Below are 26,382 nucleotides of genomic sequence, written 5' to 3' on the forward strand. Positions count from 1 at the left end.
ACATATGCTGCTCAAGGACAAGAACGCTGTCATCTATGGGGCAGGAGCAGGCGTCACAACGCACTTCCTTACAGCGACGGCAGCAGCCAGACACATGGTGCGACATAGATCTGGCGTCATTCTTACTCTTTCTGCATCCTCGGCCGGACTGTCCCGTGATCGCAAATACCATCTGACTGGAGGCTTCGCTACAGCATGCGCGGCCATTGAAGGACTGTCCCGCAGCTTGGCGGGCGAGCTTGGTCCGCAGGGGATCCGCGTCGTCTGTCTGCGATCCGACGCCATTCCGGAGACGTGGGCTGGGGAAGCTGATGCCGTGAAGATGTTCATGGAAAACGGCACCGTACTTGGACGTCTCCCAACACTGAATGAGGTTGCCAATGCAGCCGTCTTCATGGCCTCCGATCGGGCCAGCGCGATGACCGGTACGATCGCGAACCTGACCTGCGGCTCAATCATGGACTAAACCGGTACAAGCTAGTAAAATGACGGCCAAATTGGCCGTCATTTTTATTTAAAATATTCAAAGTAAAGATAGGAGGGGAACGTCATGAAAAAAATCATATTGATCAAGTTTTTTATCATAAGTTTCCTGACCGCTTATCTAAACATAATTGGATGGGACGATAAAAGAGTAACCGAGATCACCGAAACCTTTTGACCTCAATTGATGTGGCCTTAAACCTGAAAGCAGTTCCAATAGTAATATACCTGTTCCGATTAAGGCAAGAGCGGCGGCTATATGATTCAATTCAGCGCTCTTTTTACTCATCGATCGTCCCCTCTATTGGGATCATGATATGTGACGGAGAAAACCGATGATTGGGCATAGTCCAAGGCTTATAAAGGCTGCCGATATTAAAGCATTATGTGAACTCTGTGACCACCTTGAGATGACCCGTCAATCAGTGACAAAACACCGTAAAAATAAAAAAGAGCCAATTGGCTCTTATTTTAATAGCTTCCTGATTTCTTCATAAATTGCATCTGCCTCTTGAACTGACTTTGCAAGATTTAACTTCTTGCGTAAGGCACGATAGGTATTCATTTTACTCTTGGTCAAAGTAATTGGAGTTTCAATATGAATGGCTTCTCTTTTTTCCTTCAATCCGATTCCAAGCATATTAATTTCCCCTTTCACTAATTTTTTCTTCTGCTTCATCTAACTGTTTATTATATTCATTGATTCTAGCTTGAGTATTTCTCTCAACCAGTTTATTAAGATATGAACCACCACTTATTCCTGCCAGTAAGGAATACAGGATAATGGTCCATATAGTAGGCTCTGAAGTGGATATTGCAATTACACAAGAAATACAACCAGCCGCTGCACCGAGAATAATTTCTCTTTGAGACCCTCGGGAAGTTCTTTCTCTACCGTCTTTGTCTTTAAATTTGTATGGTTTTAAATACCCTTCATTGCTCAATAATATATTTAGATATCCACCGATCGATCCTAAAAAAATTGAGAGTAGCAACCATGCAAATTCAATCATGAAGCACATCCTTTGTTTCCTGTATTATAGCATAAGAGAGGTGGAAATAAATAGATAGGATCATGACTCTTTGTTTTTTCGCTGAATCGCATTATTTAATATGTCTTTTGCTTGTGTGTAATAGGAATCAGCCTCTAAGTTATTTTTTTGCTTTATTTAATTTTCTCCTAAGTTCTGTATATTCCTTATACTCTTCTTCTGTTAATAGCTCATATAGTCTTTGTTCTTTCTTCATTACACATACACCACCCTTTTGCTAGATACAATAGCGTATGCTTGGCATCAATAATAAAGAATTGTATCTTCAATGAGTTTTCAGAACAGCAATATAGTAAATTTAATACAAGAGACATTAGATGAAATCAATGCAGAGCCAGATAGAAAATCATTATTCTTATGATTAATTAAATTCGTTTTTACCTCAATTGGTTATTGTTGTAATCTCACTTTAGAGGTGATAATAATGACCATTAATTTTGGGAATGTATCCGATGATTATGCAAAGTACCGTGATCATTTACCAGTAATACTTTTTGATCAATTGAAGGATAGGGGTATTAATTTTTATGGTTTAAATGTAATTGATCTTGGTTCCGGAAGTGGGATATTTAGCAGGGATTTAGCAATACAGGGTGCCAATGTTATCGGAATAGAACCTTCTTCGGAATTAATCAAAGAAGCACTGAGGCTTGATCATTTATCTGGTATCAGTTCGAATAAGTATTTTCAAGCAAAGGCAGAAGAATTTACATTGAACGACACTTATCCAGTTTTCACTGCGGTGAGATCTTGGCATTGGTTTGAACGAAACAGAACAATTCAGAATATTAAAAAAATATTTAGAACACAAGGGGTACCTAATTGTTATTAACTCAATATTTATTCCAAATTCTGAAGTAGCACAGCTAACATTCTCTGTGTTAACAGATAATAATATTGAACTAAAACCGGCTGGCTCAAATGCTGAGGTGAAGGAACGTAGAAACGGGTTTCCCGTTAATTGGTTTGATGAATGGGAAGAAAATTCATTTCAAGTGATAGATGAGTGGCAATATGATTATTATCTTCAGTTCACACACGAAGAATGGTGTGGAAAAATTAGATCTGTTTCATGGATGACAAATGCTTCTAACCATATAAAAATAAAGATCACTAATGAACTAATGAAGAGCCTAGAGAACCTTGAAGAAGTATTAAATGTACCACATAGGTTTTCAGTAGTTGTATTAAGATATGTGTAAGCTGTTCACCGATGTCATTGACTCCATCTAACATCGTATTCTCGCATAACGTTAGATGAGATGGCTGAATATGTTGAAAGAGAGAAGGTGACATCATGCAAAGAAGCACAAGCAGCGTAAATTTTTCTCCAATAATTGGACAGAAAATTACTGAGATAAATCGAATGTATCCAATACTTATTCTTGGAAAGACATTTAACTATTGAGTGCCCTTGGAGATTAAGGAAGGCAAATAGAGTAATTGTCGGACAAACAGAAACAGAAATAGAGGACAAAAAGGACAAGGCATTTTTAGAATTTGAAAAGACTCTACTCGGTAACACAATAAAAGACGTAATACATTATTTCAGATCTTTCTGTGGCATTTGAAGGGGAGGTGTTTCTTGATTTGTTTCATGACAGTTCGTGGTATGAAGGATGGCAACTTCAAGGACCAGGACAATTTTTAGTAGTCTCCACCTCAGGTGGAGGCTACTCATATTGGAAAGACGGCTAGAACCTATTTTGTAAGCAATTCAAAGAGGTAGTCACTTCATCTAACAACCTATTCACGCATTGGGCCATTCGGCCCTCAGCATTTGCGACGAGTGAGCGCAGGCCGGCAACCCTGCGAACCCAACCGCGCTTCGGCCGCCTGTTGGGGCTTAAGGTTTTCGGTTTCGTGAATACACAGAACGTTTGGTGAAATTGCCGAGTGTTTTTTAAAGAGATGATTACATGAAGGTTATTATGGCTGAAGAACCATTTATTTTTCTAGCTTGCATCCTTCTATTTCTTATTCCTAGATTATAAGACGTATATTATCTGAGCTACAAGTATTTGCAGGAATAGTCTTAGTCCTAGCATTAATGATATATCATGATGACCCTAAGATTATTTTTTTAATGGCATTTATTTGGACATTCGGATCAATAGGTGCAGTCACTAAAAAACCTTAGAAAGAAATGTCCGTGAGCTACAGATCACAATACTCAATTAGTAATTTCCTAGAAATCGCAAGTACCCAGAACTTTATAAATGATTGGATTAAAGATCTGAGGTAGTAAGGAGTGGGAACTTCCGATAACACCGTTTTCACGCATCTTGCAATCCGTCCCTCGGTCCGCGCGGGGCATTTCAAAACTGCTGATCCACGGGGACTAGCCCTGCGAACCTAATCGCGGCGCGCCTACCGTTGGGGCTTAAGGTTCTCGGGTTCGTGAATAAAAAAAACGTTATGAGCACTTGCTGCAGTGCTGATTAAAATCGTCATTTCACATGGTCGCATGCATTGCGACCTTTTTGTTGAACTTTGTCAGTTTAACATCAGGTCAAGAAAAGGAAATTAAGCTTAGATATTGAATTAGTTTTTAGGTGGGGCGCCGTGAATATATGAACGTTTTGCGCCATTACTGTATTTGATAATCACCACGGATTATATTTGGAGGATGAGATGGATGTCGGAGAACAACGAACTCAGGCTTGCTGTTCTAATAGACGCAGATAATGTTCCTTACAAAAATATAAAAGGAGTATTAGAGGAAATTGCAAAATATGGAACTCCCACGATAAAAAGAATTTATGCCGATTGGACGAAGCCTACAGTTTCAGGCTGGAAGTCTCTTCTCCTTAAGAATGCCATTACACCAATTCAACAATACAGTTATACAGCTGGCAAGAATTCAACGGACTCAGCAATGATCATTGATGCGATGGACATTTTGTATTCACAAAAAGTAGAAGGCTTTTGCCTATTATCTAGCGATAGTGATTTTACCAGATTAGCAACCAGACTCCGCGAAGCTGGGATGACAGTGTTTGGCTTTGGTGAAAGGAAGACTCCTCATCCTTTTATAGCTGCTTGCGACAAGTTCACTTACTTCGAAATATTACATGTATCTGCTTCTCAGGAAGAACAGAATAACCAGCCGAATCTTCAACCAATATTAAAGAAGAAGGAACCAACAGATAAACTAAACAAAGATATTATTAACTTAATCTCAACGTCTATTGATGATGCTGATGAAAATGGGTGGGCCTCTCTTTCAAAAGTTGGAAATATAATTATTAAAAAGAAACCCGATTTCGATTCAAGAAATTATGGATATCAGAAGTTGACACTTCTTATAAAAAGTATGAAACAATTTGACATTCAAGAGCGAGAAACAGGTAATTCAAAAAAAACTCTTATATGTACGAAAAAGAAAAAAACCGAAATAAAATGGAAAAGGAGAATTGGTATGATTATTGGATTTCATCATGCTCAAATCACTATACCTAAAGGAAAAGAGGCAGAGGCGCGAGATTTCTATTGTGGGCTTTTGCAGTTGACGGAGATTGCCAAACCAGTATCATTGCTCGGCAGAGGCGGTTTATGGGTTCAAGTCGGAAATCAACAATTACATATTGGAACAGAAGATGGAGTAGATCGATTACGAACTAAAGCACACTTAGCTTATGAAGTAACGGACGTAAAAGCCATTCAAAAACTTCTAATAGAGAATGGTATAGAAATACTTGAATCAGTACCTATTCCAGGATACGAGAGATTTGAATTCAGAGATCCATTTGGCAACAGAGTAGAGTGTATCAAACCATTACATCGTGAACTGGAACCGTTATAAGAAATCGACGATGAGATGCTGTAATAGCATCTTTTTTTATTCCATTGCAACATTTTCCTAATGATGAATGTCTGATTAGACAAAAGAGGTAATGGAGGAGATCAGATGAAAAAACACATGGCAAAAATGTTAGTTGGCGGAATGATTCTCGGCAGCGTCTTAACGGGGGGTGTCGGGTATGCCAGCGATTTTTGGGAAAAGATCGACGTTTATACAAAGCCGCTAACGATTACGTTAAATGGTGAGTCTATAGTGTCAGGCTCTCAGGCAGACCAGTATCATAATGGTAAGGTGTATGTACCTACCACATTCCAATACAAAGGCACAACTTATGTACCGCTCAGCTTGATAGCGAAGGAACTCAACAAAAATGTCGCATGGGAAGGTTCAACTCGAACAATTGCGCTTACCGATAATCCACGGGGTATATGGGAAGGTCAAATGCAGCCAAGCTTAACTGAAACGTCAAAGGGTAAGTATACTTACTCAGTGCAAAATCAGACAGAACATGAAAGTTAAACTTGTATTCAGTTCTTCACAACGTTTATGATTTTGCAGTCAAAAACAGCAAAGGGGAAACTGTCTACTTGTACTCTTCTGTTACTTCTTTTCTCACAGTCATGGAGGAGGAAATTGTTAAACAAGGTGAATCACTGTCGTATGAAATTGATGTAACCGGGCTCGGTCTTGAAAAAGGGGAGTATACTCTTGAGATTTGGCTCACACCTAAAGAAGGGAAATCCAGTAGCGTAGAAGTACCATTTGTTGTTGCCTAACGTTTTTTAAGTTTTCACTGGAACTGAATGGTATAATTAAAATACATTTGAATCTTGGGTTGGCCTGTAATTGCTCTTTTAACGTACATCGGAAATAACTACAAGAGAAAGTAAAAACCCACCCCAAGGTTGTCCGCCGAGGTGGGTTTTTGCCGTCTAGGACCTAGTAGGGATAAACCCATCCAAGCCAATTGTGTCGCCGAGTGTTCGCAGCACTCGGCTTCTTAACTAATATGATAACACAAAGAAATTATGAATCAAACCAGATGATGAAAGACAGAGAACGTTATAAAGCATCACGCTTTGGCTGTTTGTATATAAGGAAGCCTGTTCGCAGTTGAACACTGGGTTTAAAGACCTATCACAAACCTAACTACTTATGCTTATTGAACTAACGCTAAAGGCTTGTTACGGCTAGAAATATGGCGAATAAATAAGGCTAATTGACCGAAGGGATTTGCCACAATTCGGAGAATCTTATCAGATAGTAGGTCAAGTGAACGAAAAAAGGCAAAACCACGCGAAAGGTGGGGGCGCAAAGCCACGGGTCTAACCCATCCATCAGGATGGTATGACAGCCGGGTTGCTCAGCAGCTTGGCTTTTTCTGTCTTAATATAGATTGCCTCTTTTATTGAGGGAAAAGGTGGATTATATATGCGATTAGGCGAACTCCTGATTATGAATGGTTTTCTCTCTCAAGAACAGCTTGATCAAGCATTGGCACTACAGAAAGAAACTCCAAAAAAGATAGGCGAGATCCTGATTGAGCAAGGTTTCATAACTGAGCGTCAGCTGGTGGAAGCTCTTGAATTCCAGCTTGGAGTTCCGGTTATGAATATGAACGAAACCGTTCTCGATCGGGAAACGGTTGAACTTGTCTCCGAAGCCATAGCAAGAAAGTATGGACTCATACCTGTTGACCGTAAAAGCGGAAAATTGAGGGTAGCTATGATGGATCCGCTAAATAGCGAAGCGATCATGGAAGTCCAGAAGGAAACAGGAATGACTGTTCAGCCTGTTCTAGCCACTCATACTGAGATTCAACAGGTAATCATCGACTGTTACGGGTTGGAAGAGTCTGTTGAAGAGATGAATGCCATTCTGGAATCCGCCGTTCAGCTGAACGCCACTGTCATACATATCGATCCTTTGGATTATGGACTAGTCATCAAATACCGCATCAACAACCAACTTAAAACAGAAAGAAACATTCCTAAAAACCTGAAGACATCCATTATCGAGCGGATTAAACTGCTATCCAATTTGAGAACGAACGAGAAATTGCTGCCCCAGGACGGTCGAATGCAGGTTGAAATTAACTCCAAAACGTTCGATATTCGCGTCTCTGTATTGCCGAATGTGAATGGTGAGAGTCTTACTTTGCGACTAGTGGATATGTCCGAATCTATCTCCAAATTGGAAGATCTCGGGTTGAGCGAAACAAATTTAAGCACGCTCCAGGAAGTGATCGAGAAGAGGAAGGGAACGATTCTTTTCTCCGGTCCGCCGCATAGCGGCAAAACATCGACCCTTTACTCCGTCATCCAGTTGCTGAATAAAGAGGATGCAAAGATAATTGCGGTAGAAGATCCTGCCGAGCGGAGGATTCCCGGTATTGTGCAGGTTGAAGTGAATGAACGAAACGGGCTGACGTTTCCTTACGTGCTGCAAACGGTGCTCCGTCAGGATCCCAACGCGGTTATGATCGGGGACATCCACGACTTGAAGACCGCTGAGATAGCGGGCAGGGCATCGGTTTCGGGAATTTTTGTACTCGGCGCCATTCACGAGGAGAGTGCGGTGAAAGGCATCCGAAGGCTGGTGGATATGGGAATGGATCGCTATTTAATCGCTGCATCTCTCTCGTGTGTTGTGGCTCAGCGAATGGTACAACGCATATGCCGCCATTGCACCCAATCCGTGCCGGCAACCGAGGAAGAGCTCAAACTGTTGGATTACCATGGACTGCTGCAATCCGAGGATCAGAATAAAGGCAGTAAAGGAATGATGGGTAATTTCCGTTCCTTCGTATCTTCGCATATTAGCGGGAAAATCACACTGACGAAAGGCAACGGCTGCTCCATATGCGGGAATACCGGTTATCGGGGTTATGCGGCAATTCACGAGGTGCTCATTGTTGACGATAAGCTTCGCGAAATGATTTACCAAGATCGCCCCGTACAAGAGCTTGAGAAACATTTGGAAGAAACGGGTCATAGAACTCTTCTGTATGACGGGTTGTTAAAAGCCCGGGAAGGCGTAACTTCAGTAGAAGAAGTATTGAAAGCGATCAACTAAACAGGAGGAGAAAACCCTATGTCCTATCGAGTTCTTGTAGTGGATGATACGAATTTCATGCGTAAAATGATGGCCGATTGCTTGAATCAATCCGGTCATGTCGTAGCCGGCGAAGCAGCGAACGGCAGAGAGGCCATTCAAATGTACGAGCAATTGCGGCCTGATTTCGTTGTCATGGATCTCACCATGCCGGAAATGAATGGGATCGATGCGATTAAGGAAATACTCGCAATCCATCCGAAAGCGGTCATATTAGTCTGTTCCGCAAGTAATCAGCAGGATATGATCTTCGACGCCATGGAGGCCGGTGCAAAAGGTTATATTATGAAGCCTTTCAACCCGAAGCGGTTGGAGGAGATCATCAAAAAATATGCCGAACCGCATATCAATCCGACTGAGCCCGAAGAACACCCGGCAGAGGAGATTCAATCAAATCAGTCCGAAATAGTTGCAGAAACGGATACAGAAATAGAGTTAGAAACGGATACAGAAATACATGTAGAAACGGATACAGCAGAGGAAGAGCAAGAGCCGGACACAGTGCAACTTGTGCAGACGGAAGAAGAATTGGAGAGTAAGCCGATCCTACTTGAAAGGGGAGACAAAAAAATGAGATCCTTTGTCAGCAGCCTCTTATGCAATTGGCAGGAAGAGATAAACGGCGAGACTACAAACTATATCGTGATTTGCACTGAAAACGAAAATAAATTGATGATTGAAGTTACAGGGCCAAGCAGTGAAAAACAAATCGTTCAATTCTCAATTGACGGTTTCCGCCAATTGGCAGATTGGCTGGAAGCCCGGCTGGATAAAAATACAACGAATGTCTAACCTGCGACAATTTGAAAGGATACTCCGAACATAGTGTTGAACTCGGACCGGCAGCTTAAGCCGGTTCTTTTCTATTTGACGGATTGTAATATGAAGTGCGACACCTAGAAACACAAAAAAAGCCCATGCTGGTTTCGTGTAAAATGGAAGTCACCACAACACCATTTATCACAGGAGAACCCAACATGAGCTACTCCCATCTTAGCATAATTGAGCGAGGACAACTAGAAATGCTGTACAAGCTAGGCTGGTCAGCGAGGGCCATAGCGCTTCACCTAGGACGGCATCACGCAACCATCTCCCGAGAAATAAAGCGGGGACAGGCAAGCAACGGGTACGAAGCATTATCGTCTGAGCTGGCGTATCAATGCCGCAGAAAGGCAAACGCATCTCGTGGCAAGTACACGCAGGAAATGGCGAATGCCATTCAGGAGAAGCTCTGTCATACCTGGTCTCCCGAGCAAATTGCAGAGAAGCGGAGAACCGAGGGTAAACCCTTCGTTTGTTTCAAAACCATCTACCGATGGATTTACGCTGGTTTGCTTGTTGCTGGAGATGTACAGGTTCTGCGGCACAAGGGCAAACGCCGTAAACCCGTTGAAACACGTGGGCGCTTCATGGTCGGCACTCCCATCAGCCAGCGGCCTAAAGACGTGCGCAAACGGACCACATTCGGCCATTGGGAGTTAGATACCGTAGTGTCCAGTCGCGGGAAAAGCAAGGCTTGTGCTGCGACATTTATCGAACGCAAGTCACGTATGTACATCGCTTTGAAGATCCCGGATCGAACCGCACACTCCATGGAAATTGCATGTGGAGTCATAGCTAGCCAGTACCCGAATGCAGCCTTTCAAAGTGCAACCGTAGACCGCGGCAAGGAGTTTGCTTGTTTCAACGACGTGGAGAACCTGCTCGGCATAAAGGTATACTTTGCGGATCCTTATTCGTCGTGGCAGCGCGGTTCCAATGAGACATGACCTAGCATCCGTCACGGACGAAGAACTAGCTCAGGCCGTTCAACTCATTAACAACCGCCCCCGTAAATGCCTAGTTAACCTGATTAAGAGTAAGAAAATAACGCTCCTCATACATAAAGCAAACCGTGTGGATCAAGATGTTCTGAAGGAGCTTTTCAAAGCCGGCAAAGTAACACCTGTCATAGATCGGCGTTACCCGTTAGGTGAGACCGCGGAAGCGATCAGGTATCTTGGAGAAGGGCGCGCCAAAGGGAAAATCGTCATCCGTATGGATGCTTGATTGCTGGCGACCATGAGAATGGGAGGAAACCCATGAAAGCGATGATATGCAGGTGCTATTCGCTTGAACATATTGCCGAAGCTCATCGATATGTAGAAGAGGACATAAAAAGGGAAATGTAATCATCGCCGTGAATTCATAGCAGCGAAACAGCAAAATGTTAAACCTTCTATTAAATCACTGGATGTCGTAAGCTCAAAATATATAATAAGAAGCGTCGAAGAACAGCCAGTTCTTCGACGCTTTTTCGTTTCTACAGATTCTTATGCGTCTATAATGGCTTGTCCACTCAGCGCTTGGCGGGAAGAAGACCTCGCATATCGACGAGATAAGATTACTGCTCCCACCGCCAAAGCGGTTCCCACCGCCGCGACCCAGGTAATAGAGGACAGCGATATTTGCTCTACGGCGCCGCCGCCGATTGCAGCGCCAGCCGCCATAGCAAGCTGAATGGTCGAATTGTTCAAGCTAAGCATGATTCCCGAAGATTCAGGTGCGAGCGTGATTAAGTGTAATTGCTGCGGAGGACCCGGAGACCACGTTGCGCAAGACCATAGCATCAACATCGGGAGCAAAATCACTGGAGATTGGGCGAAGAGCGTGATCAGAAGTAATGCCGCGACATTCAGCGATAATCCTCCGATCAGGGTACGGTGAATACCCCATCTGTCCGTGCTGAAACCTCCGAACTTAGACCCGATCAAGCTTGCGATACCAACCGCGAATAACGTGATACTCAAGATTTTATCGCTCATTCCGGTTACGGTAAGAAGGAACGGTGAAATGTAGGAGTAGAAAATAGAGTATCCCGCGATCCAGAAGAAAGATATAGATAAGCCAATCGCCATTTTGGGCTGCTTCAGTAATGCGAGCTGACTACGGAAGGGTACCGGCTCTTCCCCGTCCATTCTCGGAATGGTGAGGGCAATAATGAATATGGCTAATAGCCCGACTACAGCGATTCCCCCGAAAATGGCCTCCCATTCGTAAGCCGAGGAAATCACTCTCCCAATCGGAACGCCGAGAATTAAGGAAGCCGTGAAGCCCATAAGGACCGCCGCAATGGCGCTTCCTTGCCTGCCTGGCAGGGCGACCTTGGTCGCGATCGAAAGGGATGCAACAATCGTGACCCCTGCGCTTAACCCCATGAGGATCCGAGATGCGATAAGAAGCTCATATCCCGGTAACGTACAGGCGAATACATTGCTGATTACAAATATGGTTAGAGCAGAAAGCAACAGTTTCCGTCGTTCCATACGTGCTGTTAAAGCCATAACAATCTGAGTGCCGAAAGCATAAGAGAGCGAAAAAATGGTAATTAACTGACCCGCCGTCACCAAGGTGACTCCCGTTGACTCCGCAATCTTATCTAGAATACCTGCGATGATATATTCCGATGTGCCGACTAGAAAACTTAGAACCGCTAAGGTGTAGATTTTTAAGGTGCTCGACATGCTGTTCAATTCCTTTCCCATTCCTTTATTCTTCTCGATATAAAATCATGCCTGCGTGGTAGAGAACGCCATTACGAAAATCACCGTCAGCCGTAAATCCGGTATCGTCGACATAGTCGATATGATCTCCATTCAGAATATAGCGGCCTTGATAGGCGCTTTTTCGATTACCGCGCGCCTCATCGTAACGCCCGTTAGGCAGTAGCTCATGGCGGATATATCCATCCTTAGTCACCCACATGCCTACATAAGATGTTTGTTTTGCCTTGTTTGTTTGCTCCATCTCGGTTTGCTCCTTTTTCCAGTAGATTGTGATCGTCTCCTTGAACCAAGTATGGGGCATACAGAGGCTGATACGGTAGCCGATTCGTGAAGAGTTATTGCACAATCCTCCAAAACGTATAAAATGTAGCTACGAGCTATCGGAGGTAATGTAAGGAGTGTATAATGATGACTATGAAAATGAATGACGAAATCACGAGACAACAACAGGAATTGGCAAGTCTTATCGATCGCCATACACCAAGCGCAGGAACGTATGATACACCTATATCTTCTTTAAAGTTGTTTCGTTATGACGGAGAATCGCAGCCGATCTATTCGGTCTATGATCCTGCGTTGTGCATTGTCGCGCAAGGATCGAAATTGGTGATGTTAGGAGAAGAATACTATCACTATAATCCAGCATCCTACTTGGTTGCCTCCGTAAATCTGCCGATTACCGGACAAATCATTCAAGCTGCTCCGCAGCATCCTTACTTAAGCCTTCAGCTGAATTTTAGTACGGATCAGATTGTAGATATTATCAAAGCGTCTCATTCGGAATGGGGTCATAAGGATGGCTCGGAGCGCGGCCTGTTGGTGAGCCAAACGAGCCCGTCTCTTCTTGACGCAGTATTGAGATTAGTTCGGCTTCTAGATACGCAGCGGGATATTCCCGTTCTTGCTCCTCTGATCATTCGTGAAATTCTTTACCGGATTTTGCAGGATGAACAGGGAGGGGCTTCAATTCGAAAGTTCGCCGTGGCCGGCAGTCATGCTCAGCGGATCGCGAAAGTGATTAGTCTCATCAACCGCGATTTCGCTAAGCCTCTGCGGATCGATGACCTGGCAGCAGCGGCAAACATGAGCCCATCTTCCTTGCACTTTCATTTCAAAGAGGTTACCGCAATGAGCCCCCTGCAATATCAAAAGCAAGTCAGATTGCAAGAAGCTCGACGTCTATTGCTGCAGGATATGCCGGAAGCCGCGAATGCCGGATTCCAAGTCGGCTATGAAAGTCCTTCGCAGTTCAGCCGTGAATACGGTCGAATGTTTGGTCTGCCCCCGCTAAGCGATATCAAGCGTCTTCGTGAGTCTTTAGCTTAGTAGAGAGTCGATAAATGGAAAAGCAATAAGCGCAGTCCCGCGGGGGATTAGGCTTATTGCTTTTTGTGTTGTTGGCCATACAACGTACACACGATGTACACAGGAGTATTCTATGCTTGGTCTTGAAAGAACAAACGGAGGTGATGGTGAAATGTGGATCGGATCAATCGGCGGGAAGATGGCCGCAGTTGTGATAACATGAGGGTAAATGAGAATCCATGTCACAACTTGAAGCAAGTACAAAAGATGTGGATACGTGTGGAGTGTGCTGTATTGAAAAGAAGTATATTGTTGGTCGAAGATGATATGCTTATGCGTGAATTTATCACGGATTATTTCAACAAAGAACAATGGAAAGTCTATGAGGCGGACAACGGAAGAATCGCGCTTGATATTTTTGATCAGACCTCCGTTGACCTGGTTGTTCTTGACATTATGATGCCGGAAATGGATGGATGGTCGGTATGCAGGCGCATTCGCGAGAAGTCGGATGTACCGATTATCATCATTACGGCAAGGTCGGATGACGATGATCAAGTTCTGGGGTTCGAGCTTGGAGCCGATGAATACGTGACAAAGCCCTTAAGCCCAAGGGTGTTGGTCGCTCGGGCTACCGCATTATTGAAGAGAACCGAAGGGACGATTGGGCGTGAAGGCGACCTGCTAATCTATGGCGGGCTATCGCTGAATAGGAATGCCCATACGGTATCCGTGGCGGGTACTGCTATTAATCTCTCACCAAAAGAGTACGATCTGCTAGTTTTTCTAATTAAACATTACGGCAAGGTGTTATCACGCGAATATATTCTGGATTCGGTCTGGGGCTACGATTATTTTGGGGATCTGCGTACAGTAGACACCCATATCAAAAAAATTAAGAGCCAAGCTCGGAGATGAAGGCCGATCTATATGCACGGTCATTCGTTCAGGCTATAAATTTGAGATGGAAGCATGAGAAGGCATAGTGTAGTCCTCAAACTTTTCATGGTAACCTCCATACTGATTTTGATTGTTTTTTCCTTGGTGCTGTTTGCAGAAGGATTGTATTTCGAGCGATTTTACCGGGCGTCGAAGATCAACGCCCTGGAACGGAATATGGATCATTTCGCGAATGAATTCAATCAGACGGCAAATGAGCGGAAGAGATCGGGGCTGCTCGGCGCATTTATGAATGATAATGATGCAAGTACCTCCATCTTAAATAACCGGTTTGAACGAACAAGCCTAAATCCTTATTTCCTGGAGCTGCAAGCGAATGGCAAGACCATTGAAATTCGCATTTCAACTGATGGAACGACAATGGATGAAATACCGCAAGGGATAGGAATCGGCGATATGCTGGTGATAGATGGGATCTTCATGGATCAGGAAGATACCATCATGAATCCTGTGGTCATACAGCAGAAAAACAAGGACCTCGAAAAAGGATTGATACGAGTAAAAGGGAAGATAACGGATTTGATGCTCCCTGAGCGGCGATCATACAACCCTCTTTATCAAGATGCCCTAATTCATGATGCGCTTCGGGACTGGATGCCGCATGCGGAACAAGATCAGTCTCGTTTACGGAACGGTTTGCCTGTTCAGGTGGAGTGGAGCGACAAATGGAGCGGTGTTCAATATGCGGTAATCATTCGACCGCTTTCAGAGGGTAACGGTGGTAATCATTATTTATTCGTCATGACCTCTTTGCAGCCTGTCGGGGAAGCAGTCGGGATCCTGAAGCAATATTTCGTTTATATGGCGCCGATCATTTTTGTACTTGTGATCGTTCTGTCCTTGATCTATTCCAGAATCGTCTCCCGTCCGTTGGTTAAGTTAAGCCGCACGGCAACGCGGTTAGCCAAGTTAGACTTTACCGTTCAGCCTGAGATCCATTCGAAGGACGAATTCGGGGATCTGTCACGCAATATGGTTGCGTTATCTCGGAATTTGGATGCAGCTTTAAAGGAGCTTAGCGGCGTGAATGTGAAATTGCTGGAGGATATGGAGGAAAAGCGACGGTCCGAGCAGCTTCGCAAGGAGCTGATCGCCAACATCTCCCATGAATTGAAAACCCCTCTGGCGATTGTAAAAGGTTTCGCGGAAGGACTGCAGGACGGGGTGGCGGACGATAAAAAAGAGCGTTACCTTGCTTTAATCGTGAATGAAACGGATCGGATGAATGCATTAATCATGGATATGCTGGAGCTTTCCAAATTCGAAGCCAAAGCTATACAGCTGCAGCCTAGGAGCCTATGCATCACAGACGTTGTTCAAAAGGCGGCGGATTCGTTTTCACAGCAGTTAGAGAGCAAGCACCTTCAATACAGGATAAACATAGGTGAAGTGGAAGAATTGTTCGTAAAGGCAGACCCCAGACGGATCGAGCAGGTCGTTATGAATTTATTGAGCAATGCCATTCGCCATGCAGTGGAAAACAGTGTCATTACCATTACCGTCCAACGAGCCTCTAACGGAAAGGTAGCCACAGTAATCGAAAACGTTGGAGCTCCCATTGCCGAGGAGGATCTGAGCCGGATCTGGGATCACTTCTACCGGGCGGAACGTTCCCGGGATCGTAAAACCGGAGGGACCGGTCTGGGACTCGCGATCGTCAAGCATATCTTGGAGCTTCATGAAAGCGAGTATGGCGTGGTGAACACGAATCAAGGCGTTGCATTTTCTTTTACATTAAATGAAAGCAGAGGAAAACCCAATGAATAAAATGAAATTCGTCTTACTCGTTTCAGCTCTGTTCGTGCTGATTCTGACCAGCGCGTGCGGCACAACTTCAAAATCCGGAATCTCGCCTACCATAGATACTCAGCCTTCGGAAATAAAGCAAATATTGATTGTGATCGATCAGACACCCAAACCGAGTGAGGGAAATAGTTTCGATTTTGTCGTGAAGCAAATCCCGGAAGGATATTCCCTAACTGAAATGCAGTGGATTTCCGACAAGAGCAAGATTATAAATACGACGGCAGAAGCCATTCAACATGGAGCAAACGGCGAAGATGGTTTCTACATTAGCGGAAACGGACAATACTCAGGCTTCATCTATCCGGATACCATGAAAGGCCAGGTAGGTCAGGTTGTTTTTATTTTCAAAAATGATCAAGGCAAAGACTTAACTTGGAAAAAGAAATTAACTTTGGCCGGTGGAATTTCGGTTGAATACCCGCAAAATACATTAGAACAATATATCCAGGCTGTCACCAATCGCGATGCTGTAAAAATGGTTGAGTTATACGGCGGCAGCTACAAGGGTTTGTCCAATCTATTCCCCGAAACGGACGCTGGTGACAAGCACAAATTATTTGAGCAGTATCTAAAACTGATGCCTAAAATTGCTCTTAAGGAGATTATTAGTCAATCAGAAGGAAGCAAGGGCGAATATAAGTTCGTGATTTCGCTTAAGCAGGAAGATGGAACCTTGTTCCAAACAAAGGAGTTCGACAAGATCACCGACAAGTTTACCTACACAGTTAAAAGAGTTGACGATAAACTGAAAATCATGGAACTACCTCCATATCAAGCCTAATGAACGCACAAATAGAGCAGCCGATTGTGGCTGCTTTTTATTCAACTCAGTCTTAGAGACATTTTGTTTACAAGTTATGCAGCGTCCCATTTTTTCGATTGCACTGGCGGTCTTTGCCGCTGCGTTCTTGTTCTCTTACATCCTCTCGCGGCATATCACCGTTCCTCTAGTAAAGCTGACGCAAGCTTCCACTGAGGTGATGGACGGTAACCTCTTCGTTCGCATAGCTTTCAAACGAAAGGATGAGATCGGTAGGCTGGCGGCCAACTTCAGCAGCATGATTGAGAAGCTTCGGGAACAGTTCGCGATCATCGAGAAGGATCGGGATCGGCTCGAAGAATTGAATCATCATCGCAAACGGTTTTTCGACAATGTGATCCACGAGCTCACCGCAAAAAGCGTTAGATATGTTGCCTGTTGTTTGCCATTATGCACTGGGGTCTCAAGTACAACCCCAACACCGACATGAGTATTCCTGTCATGCAGGAACTCAAACAAGACGAAAAGCGCTTGCAACAACGTCTTCTAGGGCGATTTAGCGATATTGCGCAATAGGTTGCAATGAAAAAATGGGTATGTTAAAATTTCGCTACACTTAACGATGGGAGATGAAGAGGATAATGTAATATTTCTTGCTTAAGGTTTAAAGATCAAAACAACCTCTGTTTTGCTCTTACCGGCAAGAAAGTTACTTATTCTTTTCACTCAAAAAATATATCTTTATCCGACCACATTGGGATGGATGGATTTGACGTATTTCTTTGAGCTACAAGAAAGGTAACTTTCTTGTAGCTTTTTTTATTTTTTAACAGGAGGGACCGATTATGTCATTGATCAAGGTGAAGAATCTGACGTTTGCCCATGACGGCAGCTACGATAACATCTTCGAGAATGTAAGCTTTCAGATCGACACCGACTGGAAATTGGGATTCACGGGAAGAAACGGCCGGGGAAAGACGACGTTTCTCAACCTGTTGCTCGGCAAATACGAATACAGCGGAAGCATTTCGGCCAGTGTCAGCTTTGAACATTTCCCTTTCCATGTCGAACGGAAGGAAAACAATACGCTAGAAGTGATCGGTGACATTTGCCCGGACTATCAGCACTGGCAGCTCCTGCGCGAGCTTTCATTGCTGAAGGTGTCGGAGGACATTTTGTACAGGCCCTACAATTCCTTGTCCAATGGCGAGCAAACGAAGGTACAGCTTGCGGCTTTGTTTCTAAAGGAAAACAGCTTCCTGCTAATCGACGAGCCGACGAACCATCTAGACATCCATGCCCGGAAGCTAGTCAGCGACTATCTGCACGCCAAGAGAGGATTTATTCTGGTGTCTCACGACCGGGCATTTCTTGATAACTGCGTGGATCATATCCTTTCGATTAACAAGACCACTATCGAAATTCAGAAAGGAAATTTTTCTGATTGGTGGGAGAATAAACAACAGCAGGACGACTATGAGATGGCCGAGAACGAAAAGCTGCGTAAAGACATCAAACGGTTGAACGAAGCGGCGAAACGAACGAGCAACTGGTCGCACGAAGTCGAGAAAACAAAAAACGGCACCCGTAATTCCGGATCCAAGATCGACAAAGGTACATCGGTCACAAGGCTGCGAAAATGATGAAACGGTCCAAGTCGATAGAGCACAGGCAGAAATCCGCGATCGAAGAAAGATCCCAGCTTCTAAAAAATGTCGAAAGCTCGGAAAGCCTTAAAATTTCGCAACTGACTTACCACAAATCCCAACTGGTCGAGGTTGATCACGTTTCGATCCAGTACGGCGAGAAGACGGTGTGCCGCGACGTCAGTTTCACCGTCGAGCAAGGGGACCGCATTGCGCTTGTCGGTCCGAACGGCTCCGGAAAATCAAGCCTTCTCAAGCTGATTTACGGCGAGGAGATTCCCTTTTCAGGGACTTTCCGAAAAGGAAGCCAGCTGAAAATCTCCTACGTTTCGCAAGACACTTCGCATTTGCGAGGCAATTTGTCAGACTACGCCGGAAGCAACGGGATTGACGAAAGCCTGTTTAAAGCGATTTTAAGGAAACTTGATTTTTCACGCGTTCAGTTCGAAAAGGACATGGCCACTTTCAGTGGTGGTCAAAAGAAGAAGGTACTGATTGCGAAGAGCCTTTGCGAGAACGTTCATTTGCATATTTGGGACGAACCGCTGAATTTTATCGATGTCATTTCCCGTATGCAAATCGAAGAACTACTGCTTCAACATTCGCCAACAATGCTTTTTGTAGAGCATGACAACAAATTTTGCAAAAATATCGCAACAAAAATCGTGGAACTAAAATACTGTTCCATAAAATACTAGAAGGGGTTAAGGAGCGTATATTATAATTCAAAGTATCCATACAACCAGGCGATTGAAAGGAAGTGTTACACAATGAATTTAGAAATGGTTATGCAGGAGCTTGAAGCTCTCGGCAAAGAACGAACAAAGAAAATTTACGGATCCAATGGCGCGCACGAACCGCTTTTTGGCGTGGCTACAGGCAATATGAAGCCCATTGCCAAGAAAATTAAAAAAAATCAACCTTTGGCTGAGCAGCTTTACACCACAGGGAACTACGATGCAATGTACTTTGCCGGCGTAATTGCAGACCCAGAATCAATGACTGAAGCGGATTTCGAGCGTTGGATGGATGGGGCTTATTTTTATATGCTGTCCGATTTTGTGGTTGCAGTAACCTTGGCAGAAACGGATATTGCACAAGAAGTTGCCGATAAATGGATCGCAAGCGGCGAAGAGCTGAGAATGTCAGCGGGCTGGAGCTGTTACTGCTGGCTTTTGGGAAATCGGCCGGACAGTGAATTTTCTGAAAGCAAAATTGCCAATATGCTTGAAATTGTGAAAAATACGATTCACGTTTCTCCTGAACGAACTAAATATGCTATGAGTAATTTTATTTATACAGTGGGGGTATCCTATTTGCCGCTTCATGTTAAGGCGGTCGAGACCGCAAAGGCAGTAGGACCAGTAGAAGTCAACCGGGACAAGGCAAAAAGCAAGTTCCTGCTCGCTTCCGAAAATATTCAAAAGGCAGTAGATAGAGGGCAACATGGTTTCAAGCGCAAATATGTAAGGTGTTAGACCATTGCTTTGCCACTAAAAGATTTGGGCAGACAAGCGATAATGTTAATACCCAAAAAAACTTAATTGGGAACTCAGAAGTGAAGGACAAGCTGGAAAAAGGAAAAAAAAGTCGAATATATGTAAAAACTATTAGCAAGCAGGTATTGGAAGACGCTTTGGTGGAGCAAGAGATAATATGGGTTGAAAGATCCGCAAGCATCGGAGACAGTCGGTTTTATCGGCTGTCTCTTTTTGTATTATGTTGTGGAAAAGAAGGAAATAAAGGGGAGGCAGCGAAAATGAACACTGTAATCATTGAAAAATCCGATGACTTTCAAAGAGACTCCGGTTCATGTGTCGCCGGAGCTGATCACAGAGATCCCGCAGTTCGTCGAGTTAAGAAGACTGTCCGACCATGAGGCACTTCAACGTTTAGCATCGCACATCAAAAGAAAAGGTTATAGCTCAAACACTGAGAGGGCATATACAGGCCATGCCTTACGATTTCTTCGTCAATTGGTTGTTCCATTTAACCAAGTCGAGCCTTGTCATGTTCAAAGTTACATCGATGCCTTGTTTCAAGAACATCGCTCAAATACGTATATCAGCCAAACATTAAGTGCTTTAAGATTTTGGATATGTGAAGTGGAGACCCGTGTCGGTTTTCAGAAGATTTGGATCATGCCGAAGAGAGAACAAAAGCTGCCTGCCGTGTTATCTACTGAATGTTCGACAGTCGAAGGGAAAAAAGGACCGTTATACTGTGCTGTCGTCATCTGCCTACATGGTACTTGAACAATATTTGAAAAGTTCGCACAGTGAACATTATCTGTTCCCAAGTGGGGAGGGACCACACAAACCCATTCATGTCCGAACGATTCAACAGGTGTTCGAAAGAGCCAGGAGAGCCGCCGGCATAGTTAAACAAGCAACTGTGCATACATTGAGGCATTCTTTTGCAACACATCTCTTAGAGGAAGGAACGGACCTGCGCTACATTCAGGAGTTATTGGGTCATGCCAGTTCAAAGACAACTGAAATATATACACATGTGAGTGTCAAAGATGTGAGGAGGATCAAAAGCCCATTAGATCGGATTATCGAACCAGATAATTTTTGAGTTGTTCGCATAACAACTAATGGAGCATTTATTGTGAGTTCGTATAAAAAGGATATGAAGGACGTTATATAAGTACAGAGAATAGACGTTATGCGTAATTTCTGCAGATTGGATAAGGAGGTTAATCACTCAGTGGACAAAGTACGTTACCCTATAGGTCATTTTGTGCCAATACCGAATCCTTCTGTTGAGGAGCGGAGAAATTTCATTCTTCAGATCCCAGAGTTATCAAAGTCCCTTAGAAATATTTTAAAGAAATTAGATTCAGATAAACTTCAAATCCCTTATCGCCCTGATGCTTGGACAATTCAACAAATAGTACATCACTTGGCTGATAATGATATGAATGCTTATTTACGGTTCAAGCGGGCGTTAACCGAAGACGACCCCCTTGCCCACTCTTATCGCGAAGATTTATGGGCAGAACTAAGTGATTACAAAGATGTCCCCATAGAAACCTCGATTTCACTTCTAGAATTACTCCACAGTCGATTTTCATATTGCTTAATGGCTTAAACCCGAGTGACTTTGAAAGAAAATTAAGGACTGAAGTGTTAGGAGCTGTCACACTTGATATTGCCCTCCAAAGATTTGTTTGGCATAACCGGCACCATATTGCGCAAATAAAATCATTAATACTCTGGAAAGGATGGTAAGAATACGGCAGATTTGTAGGCATTTCGAGATGGCAGTAACTACGCATAACACCGATTTCACGCTTCGCAGCCTGACGGCTGCTCGGTCCGCCTGAGCATTTCAAGGAAGCTGAATCAGGCGGACAACCCTGCGAACCTAACCGCGTCGCGGCCGCCCCGTTGGGGCTTAAGGTTCTCGAGTTCGTGAATATGCAGAACGTTATACGAAACCTACGCAGACATCTTACTAAGATTTAATTCAAAGGAGTAATAGTATGAACCCACCTAAACATTTTATTTCTGCTGCTGCAATTGTTTTGAATGATCAAAATGAAATATTACTTATTCGAGGTCCGCAAAGAGGTTGGGAAATGCCAGGTGGACATGTTGAAGTTGGCGAGTCATTGGCTCAAGCAGCAATCAGGGAAACAAAAGAAGAAGCTGGTGTGGATATTGAGATCATAAGATTTTGTGGGATATTCCAAAATGTGAAGGAGAGTATTTGTAATACATTATTTCTAGCGAAATACATTGGTGGTACTCCAATAACTACAACAGAGAGTCTTGAATCAGGATTTTTCCCAATTGATAAAGCATTGACCATGGTGACATATATGAATTTTTGGGAGAGAATAGAAGTTTGCTTAAAACCAATTGAAGAGCCAGTATATGTTGAGTTCTAGAAAGAAGTGTGAATGTAATTCAAAGAAGGCGTAGGCATCATATAACATGCATTCACGTTGCGGGCCAGAGGGATTTCATAGTAGCGAATTCAGGCGACAACCCTGCACCGACTAAGCGCCTCGCGCCCGGACCTTCGGTCCTTAAGTCGGTGAGGGTTCGTGAACGCGGGAACGTTATACGATATTGGGGCAAGAACGGTTAATTTATCAATTTATCTCCTTTCATTTCTATTTCATGTCTAGATTTTCATCCAAACAATCAGAAAAAATGATTAATCATGGTTATCATGAAGCAATGATGCACGAAATCGATTGATTACTTTAGTGGAGGATGTGGAAACGGTGGAAGGAAAATATTATAAAAAAAAATGATGAAATGATAAAAGAATTAAAAAAATGATTTTTAGATCTTTTTTGTAATCAAAATAATCTACAAACTCAAGAGTTTGATCACCCAGAAAACGGATGGGCATGCCAGATGAGAAAAAGTAGTAAGATTACACTTGGTCTTTCATCACGAGCAGTAACGGTGATCATTCAAAATGCAAATGATGATATGGTTAAAATATCAATTGGTAAAATGAAGTGGGCATCCAAAGTAGCAGGGGGATTAGTTGCACTATTCAGTCCAGTGGCATTGGTGGCATTTCCATTTGCTGTAGCTACTTTAGTAGGTACGGTAAAGCAAAACAATATGTTTAAACAAATAGAAGGATTTATTAAAAATCGCATGACTCTAATTGATTGAGAATGAAAGAAATAGGAAGAGTTCAAAAGCGCATAAGGGATGCTTCGCGTTGGAAGTGGTGATATACCAGGTTAACAACAATATTTGGAGAGGATTCGAAGAAGGCCCCAACATCGTATAACACCGTATTCACGCTGCGGGGCTTTCGCCCCTTGGTCGTCAGATGTATAATCATGGAAGAAATCTCAGACGACACACGAGCCGGCCTAAGATAGGAGCTATCTAAGGCCGGCTCGGTCGTGAATACGAGGAACGTTAGTTGAAATTAACGCAGATATTTAGAAATGAGAAGAACAAAGATCACCAAACAAATGTTCTGTCATGGGTTGGAATTGAATGGTATAATACAACTACAATTGAATCTTGGGTGGGCATGGTTTCCCTTCGAAAGGAGGTGAAGCCATGGAGTTAAAAGATGCAATAACAATCATGATTCTTTTCGCGTCTTTTGTAATTGCTCTTCTAACATACATCGGGAATAACTATAAGAGAAAGTAAAAACCCACCCCAAGGTTGCACGCCGAAGGTGGGTTTTGACCTCTACGACCTAGAAGGGATAAACCCATCCAAGCCAATTGTGTCGCCGAGTGTTTGCCGCACTCGGCTTCTTATCTAATATGATAACACAAAGAAATTTAGAATCAATAAGTACAGAAAAGGCATATTGGGAGCCTATAAAGAATAAGGAACGAACTCTGGTCAACTCAGGGAGGCGTTAACAGCACCTAACACCGTTTTCACGCTAACGGAGCCTACGGCTCCTTGGTCCGCCCGAGGCAAGTCGAGGGAGTTGATCAGGCGGACAGCCCTGCGAACCTAAAGCGCCGCGGCCGGCTCCTCCGGAGCCTTAAGGTTCTCGGGTTCGTGATGCGAGAGACGTTATGTGAAACCAATGCTAGACGAAGAAAGGAAAGAGAAAACTTGATAATTTTAAGACTTACGAAAGCTCTGTTAAAAGACATGAAAGTAACACCAATTGAATCAGACAGTGTACCTTCATTGTTTAATTGGCACGTTAATATTTATAGATTGAATAATTGCAAACACATAGTTTTTGTTAATGACTTATCACGGCTCAGTGTAATCATAGATGGAATTAGGACGGGGCAGTTAGCTCAGATGAAGGAGAAATTTTTAATTACTCTTGAGGATTATCTAAGAAGTGAAGGGGTAGAAGACGGTTTAGTTGCTTCATATTTAAAGGAAGGATCAGAATTAAGAATTGCAAGAACTAACAATAGAAGTGTACTAGGAACGATGAAAGAGGTAACCTTCTTCGTCGAAGATGATTTTCAGGACAATATAAGTCGACTAAAGTGGCTTAATCAAATGATTCACAAACCAATTGATTATCATGAACCAATAAATGTATTTAAAAAAGCTATTAAAGATCAATATAAAGACATCATGTAAGTATATTCAGGGAAGGCACTGGCATCACATAACACCGTATTCACGCATCGCAGCCTGGTGGCTGCTCGGTCCGCCTGAGGCATTTCCGAGGAAAGCCTGTTCAAGCGGACAACCCTGCGAACCTAACCGCGTCGCGGACGGCTCCTCCGGAGCCTTAAGGTTCTCGGGTTCGTGAATACGAAAGACGTTATGTGAAATACAGCAAATTAAGAAGGTGAAAATACATGAAGCCATCTGAGATTTTTGAGTCTTTAGTTAGTTATTTCATGCCCGAACATCAAGATTTATCTTGGGTGATATTTGATATAGCTGATGATTCAAATCATCCACTAAATTACAAACTTAATCATTACATGGATAGTATTCATAATAGAATTATAGATAGTTTTCTAGAAGATCCAACTAATAAACACATATATAATTCTAATAATGATGCTCGAATTGCTATAGCGTGTCGCAATATTGAAAATGAAATCTTATGTAGAATTAGATCTACTTTCTAGGGCTCATGAGTTTGCTCGTCCTAAGCCATATAACCATCCTGATCTCCTGGACGTTACATACGATAAACACCAATTAGTAAGGATAGAAGAGCTTAACATTGAACGAGGAGGAACTATACGCAGTAAAGATCATGTATTTCAAATACTCCCTTCACTTCCTCAAAAAAACTCCATGTATTGGGTACTCCCATTCCTTTTTAAACTCGGGAGCAGGGCTGAAGTGAAGATTAGACTTGATCCTTTTATGATTCATCCAGCAGTAAGTTATACAGAAGTGGCGTATAAAATGCGTGTTTATGGCACACCTCTTGATTGGAACGATATATCTAATTTGAAAGAGGTTAGACACGCTAGATGGATGCCTGATTCTCTTGGTGTGGAAGGAAATCAATTTACAGATGTAGCTTGGGATCCACGTTCTGATGGAATTCATTTTGTCTGTGAAGAAGTACCTACTGTTGTTGACTCTAAATTTAGAGGTAGCAGATATTTACATGGTATCTATAATCCGATGACATCAAGATTTGCACATGTAGACGGGGCAATACGTTTATATACTGAAGATGAAATATCAAATAGACATCTAGTACATGTTCGAAATAGTGGGAAGTCTGGAATAAGAATAAAGATATTTCAAGCAGATGGAGAAATAGACAGAGAGATGTGGTGTAACTTAGCAGCATCGTTCTTTGTTTGGAATAAAGATGTACAAGAATATTTTACTTCTGGAGGTTTCTAAGTAGGCTGTAGTTCACATAACAATGCATTCACGCTGCGGGGCTTACGCCCCTTGGTTGTCAGATGTATCATCAAAGAAGAATATTCAGACAACTCATGACCCGGCCTAAGATAAGACTATCTAAGGCCGGGTCGCGTCGTGAATGCGGAAACGTTAGGCGAAATAATATTTTGAAGAGACAGGAAACTAAAAGTGACAATAACAGATAAAACAAGAAAGATGTTGTGGGGTAGGTCTGGAAATCGATGCTCTATCTGCAAACAAGAATTGGTTTTAGATGAAACAGACCTGGATGATGCATCAGTGATAGGCGAAGAATGTCACATAATATCCGAGAAAGATAATGGACCGCGTCACAGGAATGATTATCCAACAGATCAATTCGATTCATATGAGAACTTATTACTACTCTGCCGAGTTCATCATAAGATGGTTGATGATCAAAAGGAAACATACACAGAAGACATACTAAGACAACTTAAGAATAATCACGAGAAATGGGTGACTGAGAGATTAAATAAAGATGATTTCAAGGAAAGTAAAAACCATTAAAAACTAAAAAAGAATTAAAGAGAATGTACCAGCAGCACTGTATAGAATACATA

Annotated in this window: 27 protein-coding genes, 5 pseudogenes and 1 riboswitch; of the genes and pseudogenes, 28 read left to right on the forward strand and 4 right to left on the reverse strand. The window is 43.0% G+C overall.

Annotated features, from left to right (window positions below):
- Positions 1-4 precede the first annotated feature (4 nt).
- Entirely contained in the window at positions 5-466 is a 462-nt protein-coding gene (locus SD71_RS21510) for an SDR family oxidoreductase (RefSeq protein ID WP_041067923.1), read from the forward strand.
- 483 nt (positions 467-949) lie between these two features.
- Here SD71_RS21510 and SD71_RS24110 read toward each other — a convergent pair whose 3' ends face one another.
- Both SD71_RS24110 and SD71_RS21515 read right to left on the reverse strand, forming a co-directional pair.
- Positions 950-1,123, reverse strand: a complete 174-nt coding sequence (locus tag SD71_RS24110; protein WP_161793431.1) for a hypothetical protein — start codon at positions 1,121-1,123, stop codon at positions 950-952.
- A gap of 1 nt (position 1,124) precedes the next feature.
- Entirely contained in the window at positions 1,125-1,496 is a 372-nt protein-coding gene (locus SD71_RS21515) for a hypothetical protein (protein WP_041067926.1), read from the reverse strand.
- Between the two features lie 463 nt (positions 1,497-1,959).
- Between SD71_RS21515 and SD71_RS25310 the strand changes: the two genes are divergently transcribed.
- The 10 genes and pseudogenes from SD71_RS25310 to SD71_RS24275 all read left to right on the forward strand — a co-directional run bounded on the left by SD71_RS25310 (position 1,960) and on the right by SD71_RS24275 (position 10,503).
- Complete coding sequence (locus SD71_RS25310) at positions 1,960-2,367, forward strand: class I SAM-dependent methyltransferase (RefSeq protein ID WP_235427309.1); 408 nt, start codon at positions 1,960-1,962, stop codon at positions 2,365-2,367.
- Positions 2,297-2,737 (forward strand): hypothetical protein, encoded by a 441-nt coding sequence (locus SD71_RS25315; protein WP_235427311.1) that lies wholly within the window; start codon positions 2,297-2,299, stop codon positions 2,735-2,737. Before SD71_RS25310 ends, SD71_RS25315 begins: the two co-directional genes overlap by 71 nt.
- Before the next feature lie 1,436 nt (positions 2,738-4,173).
- A pseudogene (locus SD71_RS25320) lies at positions 4,174-4,878 on the forward strand (NYN domain-containing protein); the annotation flags it as partial.
- A 78-nt stretch (positions 4,879-4,956) separates the two neighbouring features.
- Positions 4,957-5,340: a VOC family protein gene (locus SD71_RS25325; RefSeq protein ID WP_235427325.1), complete on the forward strand. Its 384-nt coding sequence runs from the start codon at positions 4,957-4,959 to the stop codon at positions 5,338-5,340.
- Between the two features lie 105 nt (positions 5,341-5,445).
- Complete coding sequence (locus tag SD71_RS21530) at positions 5,446-5,859, forward strand: stalk domain-containing protein (protein ID WP_041067928.1); 414 nt, start codon at positions 5,446-5,448, stop codon at positions 5,857-5,859.
- Between the two features lie 2 nt (positions 5,860-5,861).
- The gene (locus tag SD71_RS21535; protein WP_041067931.1) at positions 5,862-6,116 is read left to right on the forward strand and encodes a BsuPI-related putative proteinase inhibitor; all 255 of its coding nucleotides are present in this window, start codon (positions 5,862-5,864) and stop codon (positions 6,114-6,116) included.
- A 499-nt stretch (positions 6,117-6,615) separates the two neighbouring features.
- A riboswitch (cyclic di-GMP riboswitch) is annotated at positions 6,616-6,707 on the forward strand.
- Positions 6,708-6,771: 64 nt separating this feature from the next.
- Complete coding sequence (locus SD71_RS21540) at positions 6,772-8,415, forward strand: GspE/PulE family protein (protein WP_041067933.1); 1,644 nt, start codon at positions 6,772-6,774, stop codon at positions 8,413-8,415.
- An 18-nt stretch (positions 8,416-8,433) separates the two neighbouring features.
- Positions 8,434-9,246, forward strand: coding sequence for a response regulator (locus SD71_RS26345; RefSeq protein WP_082034405.1), 813 nt, complete (start codon positions 8,434-8,436; stop codon positions 9,244-9,246).
- A 185-nt stretch (positions 9,247-9,431) separates the two neighbouring features.
- Positions 9,432-10,296 (forward strand): annotated as a pseudogene (locus tag SD71_RS21550) (IS30 family transposase); the annotation flags it as partial.
- Positions 10,297-10,320: 24 nt separating this feature from the next.
- Positions 10,321-10,503 (forward strand): zinc-binding dehydrogenase, encoded by a 183-nt coding sequence (locus SD71_RS24275; protein ID WP_268747781.1) that lies wholly within the window; start codon positions 10,321-10,323, stop codon positions 10,501-10,503.
- Positions 10,504-10,766: 263 nt separating this feature from the next.
- Here SD71_RS24275 and SD71_RS21555 read toward each other — a convergent pair whose 3' ends face one another.
- Both SD71_RS21555 and SD71_RS21560 read right to left on the reverse strand, forming a co-directional pair.
- Positions 10,767-11,957, reverse strand: coding sequence for an MFS transporter (locus SD71_RS21555; RefSeq protein WP_041068114.1), 1,191 nt, complete (start codon positions 11,955-11,957; stop codon positions 10,767-10,769).
- Positions 11,958-11,982: 25 nt separating this feature from the next.
- The gene (locus tag SD71_RS21560) at positions 11,983-12,240 is read right to left on the reverse strand and encodes an Atu4866 domain-containing protein (RefSeq protein WP_041067937.1); all 258 of its coding nucleotides are present in this window, start codon (positions 12,238-12,240) and stop codon (positions 11,983-11,985) included.
- Between the two features lie 164 nt (positions 12,241-12,404).
- On the opposite strand from SD71_RS21560, the gene SD71_RS21565 reads away from it, so the two are divergent.
- The 17 genes and pseudogenes from SD71_RS21565 to SD71_RS26355 all read left to right on the forward strand — a co-directional run bounded on the left by SD71_RS21565 (position 12,405) and on the right by SD71_RS26355 (position 26,329).
- Positions 12,405-13,325, forward strand: a complete 921-nt coding sequence (locus tag SD71_RS21565) for an AraC family transcriptional regulator (RefSeq protein WP_041067940.1) — start codon at positions 12,405-12,407, stop codon at positions 13,323-13,325.
- A 273-nt stretch (positions 13,326-13,598) separates the two neighbouring features.
- Positions 13,599-14,280: pseudogene (locus tag SD71_RS21570) on the forward strand (response regulator transcription factor).
- Positions 14,277-16,031, forward strand: a complete 1,755-nt coding sequence (locus SD71_RS21575; RefSeq protein ID WP_041067944.1) for a sensor histidine kinase — start codon at positions 14,277-14,279, stop codon at positions 16,029-16,031. The pseudogene SD71_RS21570 and the gene SD71_RS21575 overlap by 4 nt, the downstream one beginning before the upstream one ends.
- Positions 16,024-16,851 carry a hypothetical protein gene (locus tag SD71_RS25335; protein ID WP_235427314.1) on the forward strand — a complete coding sequence of 276 codons (828 nt, stop codon included), beginning with the start codon at positions 16,024-16,026 and terminating at the stop codon, positions 16,849-16,851. Before SD71_RS21575 ends, SD71_RS25335 begins: the two co-directional genes overlap by 8 nt.
- An 88-nt stretch (positions 16,852-16,939) precedes the next feature.
- Positions 16,940-17,239: pseudogene (locus tag SD71_RS23375) on the forward strand (HAMP domain-containing protein); the annotation flags it as partial.
- Between the two features lie 436 nt (positions 17,240-17,675).
- Positions 17,676-19,174: pseudogene (locus tag SD71_RS21590) on the forward strand (Lsa family ABC-F type ribosomal protection protein).
- Between the two features lie 72 nt (positions 19,175-19,246).
- Positions 19,247-19,954, forward strand: a complete 708-nt coding sequence (locus SD71_RS21595) for a DNA alkylation repair protein (protein WP_041067951.1) — start codon at positions 19,247-19,249, stop codon at positions 19,952-19,954.
- Positions 19,955-20,034: 80 nt separating this feature from the next.
- Positions 20,035-20,355 (forward strand): hypothetical protein, encoded by a 321-nt coding sequence (locus tag SD71_RS24280; RefSeq protein WP_165418328.1) that lies wholly within the window; start codon positions 20,035-20,037, stop codon positions 20,353-20,355.
- Positions 20,264-20,731 carry a phage integrase N-terminal SAM-like domain-containing protein gene (locus SD71_RS26350; protein ID WP_407637564.1) on the forward strand — a complete coding sequence of 156 codons (468 nt, stop codon included), beginning with the start codon at positions 20,264-20,266 and terminating at the stop codon, positions 20,729-20,731. The genes SD71_RS24280 and SD71_RS26350 overlap by 92 nt, the downstream gene beginning before the upstream one ends.
- Positions 20,658-21,056, forward strand: a complete 399-nt coding sequence (locus tag SD71_RS23385) for a tyrosine-type recombinase/integrase (RefSeq protein WP_407637565.1) — start codon at positions 20,658-20,660, stop codon at positions 21,054-21,056. Before SD71_RS26350 ends, SD71_RS23385 begins: the two co-directional genes overlap by 74 nt.
- A gap of 132 nt (positions 21,057-21,188) precedes the next feature.
- Positions 21,189-21,572, forward strand: coding sequence for a DinB family protein (locus SD71_RS21605; RefSeq protein WP_326998803.1), 384 nt, complete (start codon positions 21,189-21,191; stop codon positions 21,570-21,572).
- Between the two features lie 394 nt (positions 21,573-21,966).
- Positions 21,967-22,374 carry an NUDIX hydrolase gene (locus SD71_RS21610; RefSeq protein WP_041067957.1) on the forward strand — a complete coding sequence of 136 codons (408 nt, stop codon included), beginning with the start codon at positions 21,967-21,969 and terminating at the stop codon, positions 22,372-22,374.
- Between the two features lie 478 nt (positions 22,375-22,852).
- Entirely contained in the window at positions 22,853-23,122 is a 270-nt protein-coding gene (locus tag SD71_RS21615; RefSeq protein WP_041067960.1) for a hypothetical protein, read from the forward strand.
- A gap of 429 nt (positions 23,123-23,551) precedes the next feature.
- A complete protein-coding gene (locus SD71_RS25340; RefSeq protein ID WP_235427330.1) occupies positions 23,552-23,620 on the forward strand; it encodes a putative holin-like toxin in 69 nt (22 codons plus the stop codon).
- Positions 23,621-23,989: 369 nt separating this feature from the next.
- Positions 23,990-24,535: a DUF6933 domain-containing protein gene (locus tag SD71_RS21620; RefSeq protein ID WP_235427332.1), complete on the forward strand. Its 546-nt coding sequence runs from the start codon at positions 23,990-23,992 to the stop codon at positions 24,533-24,535.
- A gap of 462 nt (positions 24,536-24,997) precedes the next feature.
- Positions 24,998-25,777, forward strand: coding sequence for a hypothetical protein (locus tag SD71_RS21625; RefSeq protein WP_041067963.1), 780 nt, complete (start codon positions 24,998-25,000; stop codon positions 25,775-25,777).
- Positions 25,778-25,996: 219 nt separating this feature from the next.
- Positions 25,997-26,329 (forward strand): HNH endonuclease, encoded by a 333-nt coding sequence (locus SD71_RS26355; RefSeq protein ID WP_407637566.1) that lies wholly within the window; start codon positions 25,997-25,999, stop codon positions 26,327-26,329.
- Positions 26,330-26,382: the final 53 nt, after the last annotated feature.

This window comes from Cohnella kolymensis (assembly GCF_000829465.1).
GTDB classification, from domain to species: domain Bacteria; phylum Bacillota; class Bacilli; order Paenibacillales; family Paenibacillaceae; genus Cohnella; species Cohnella kolymensis.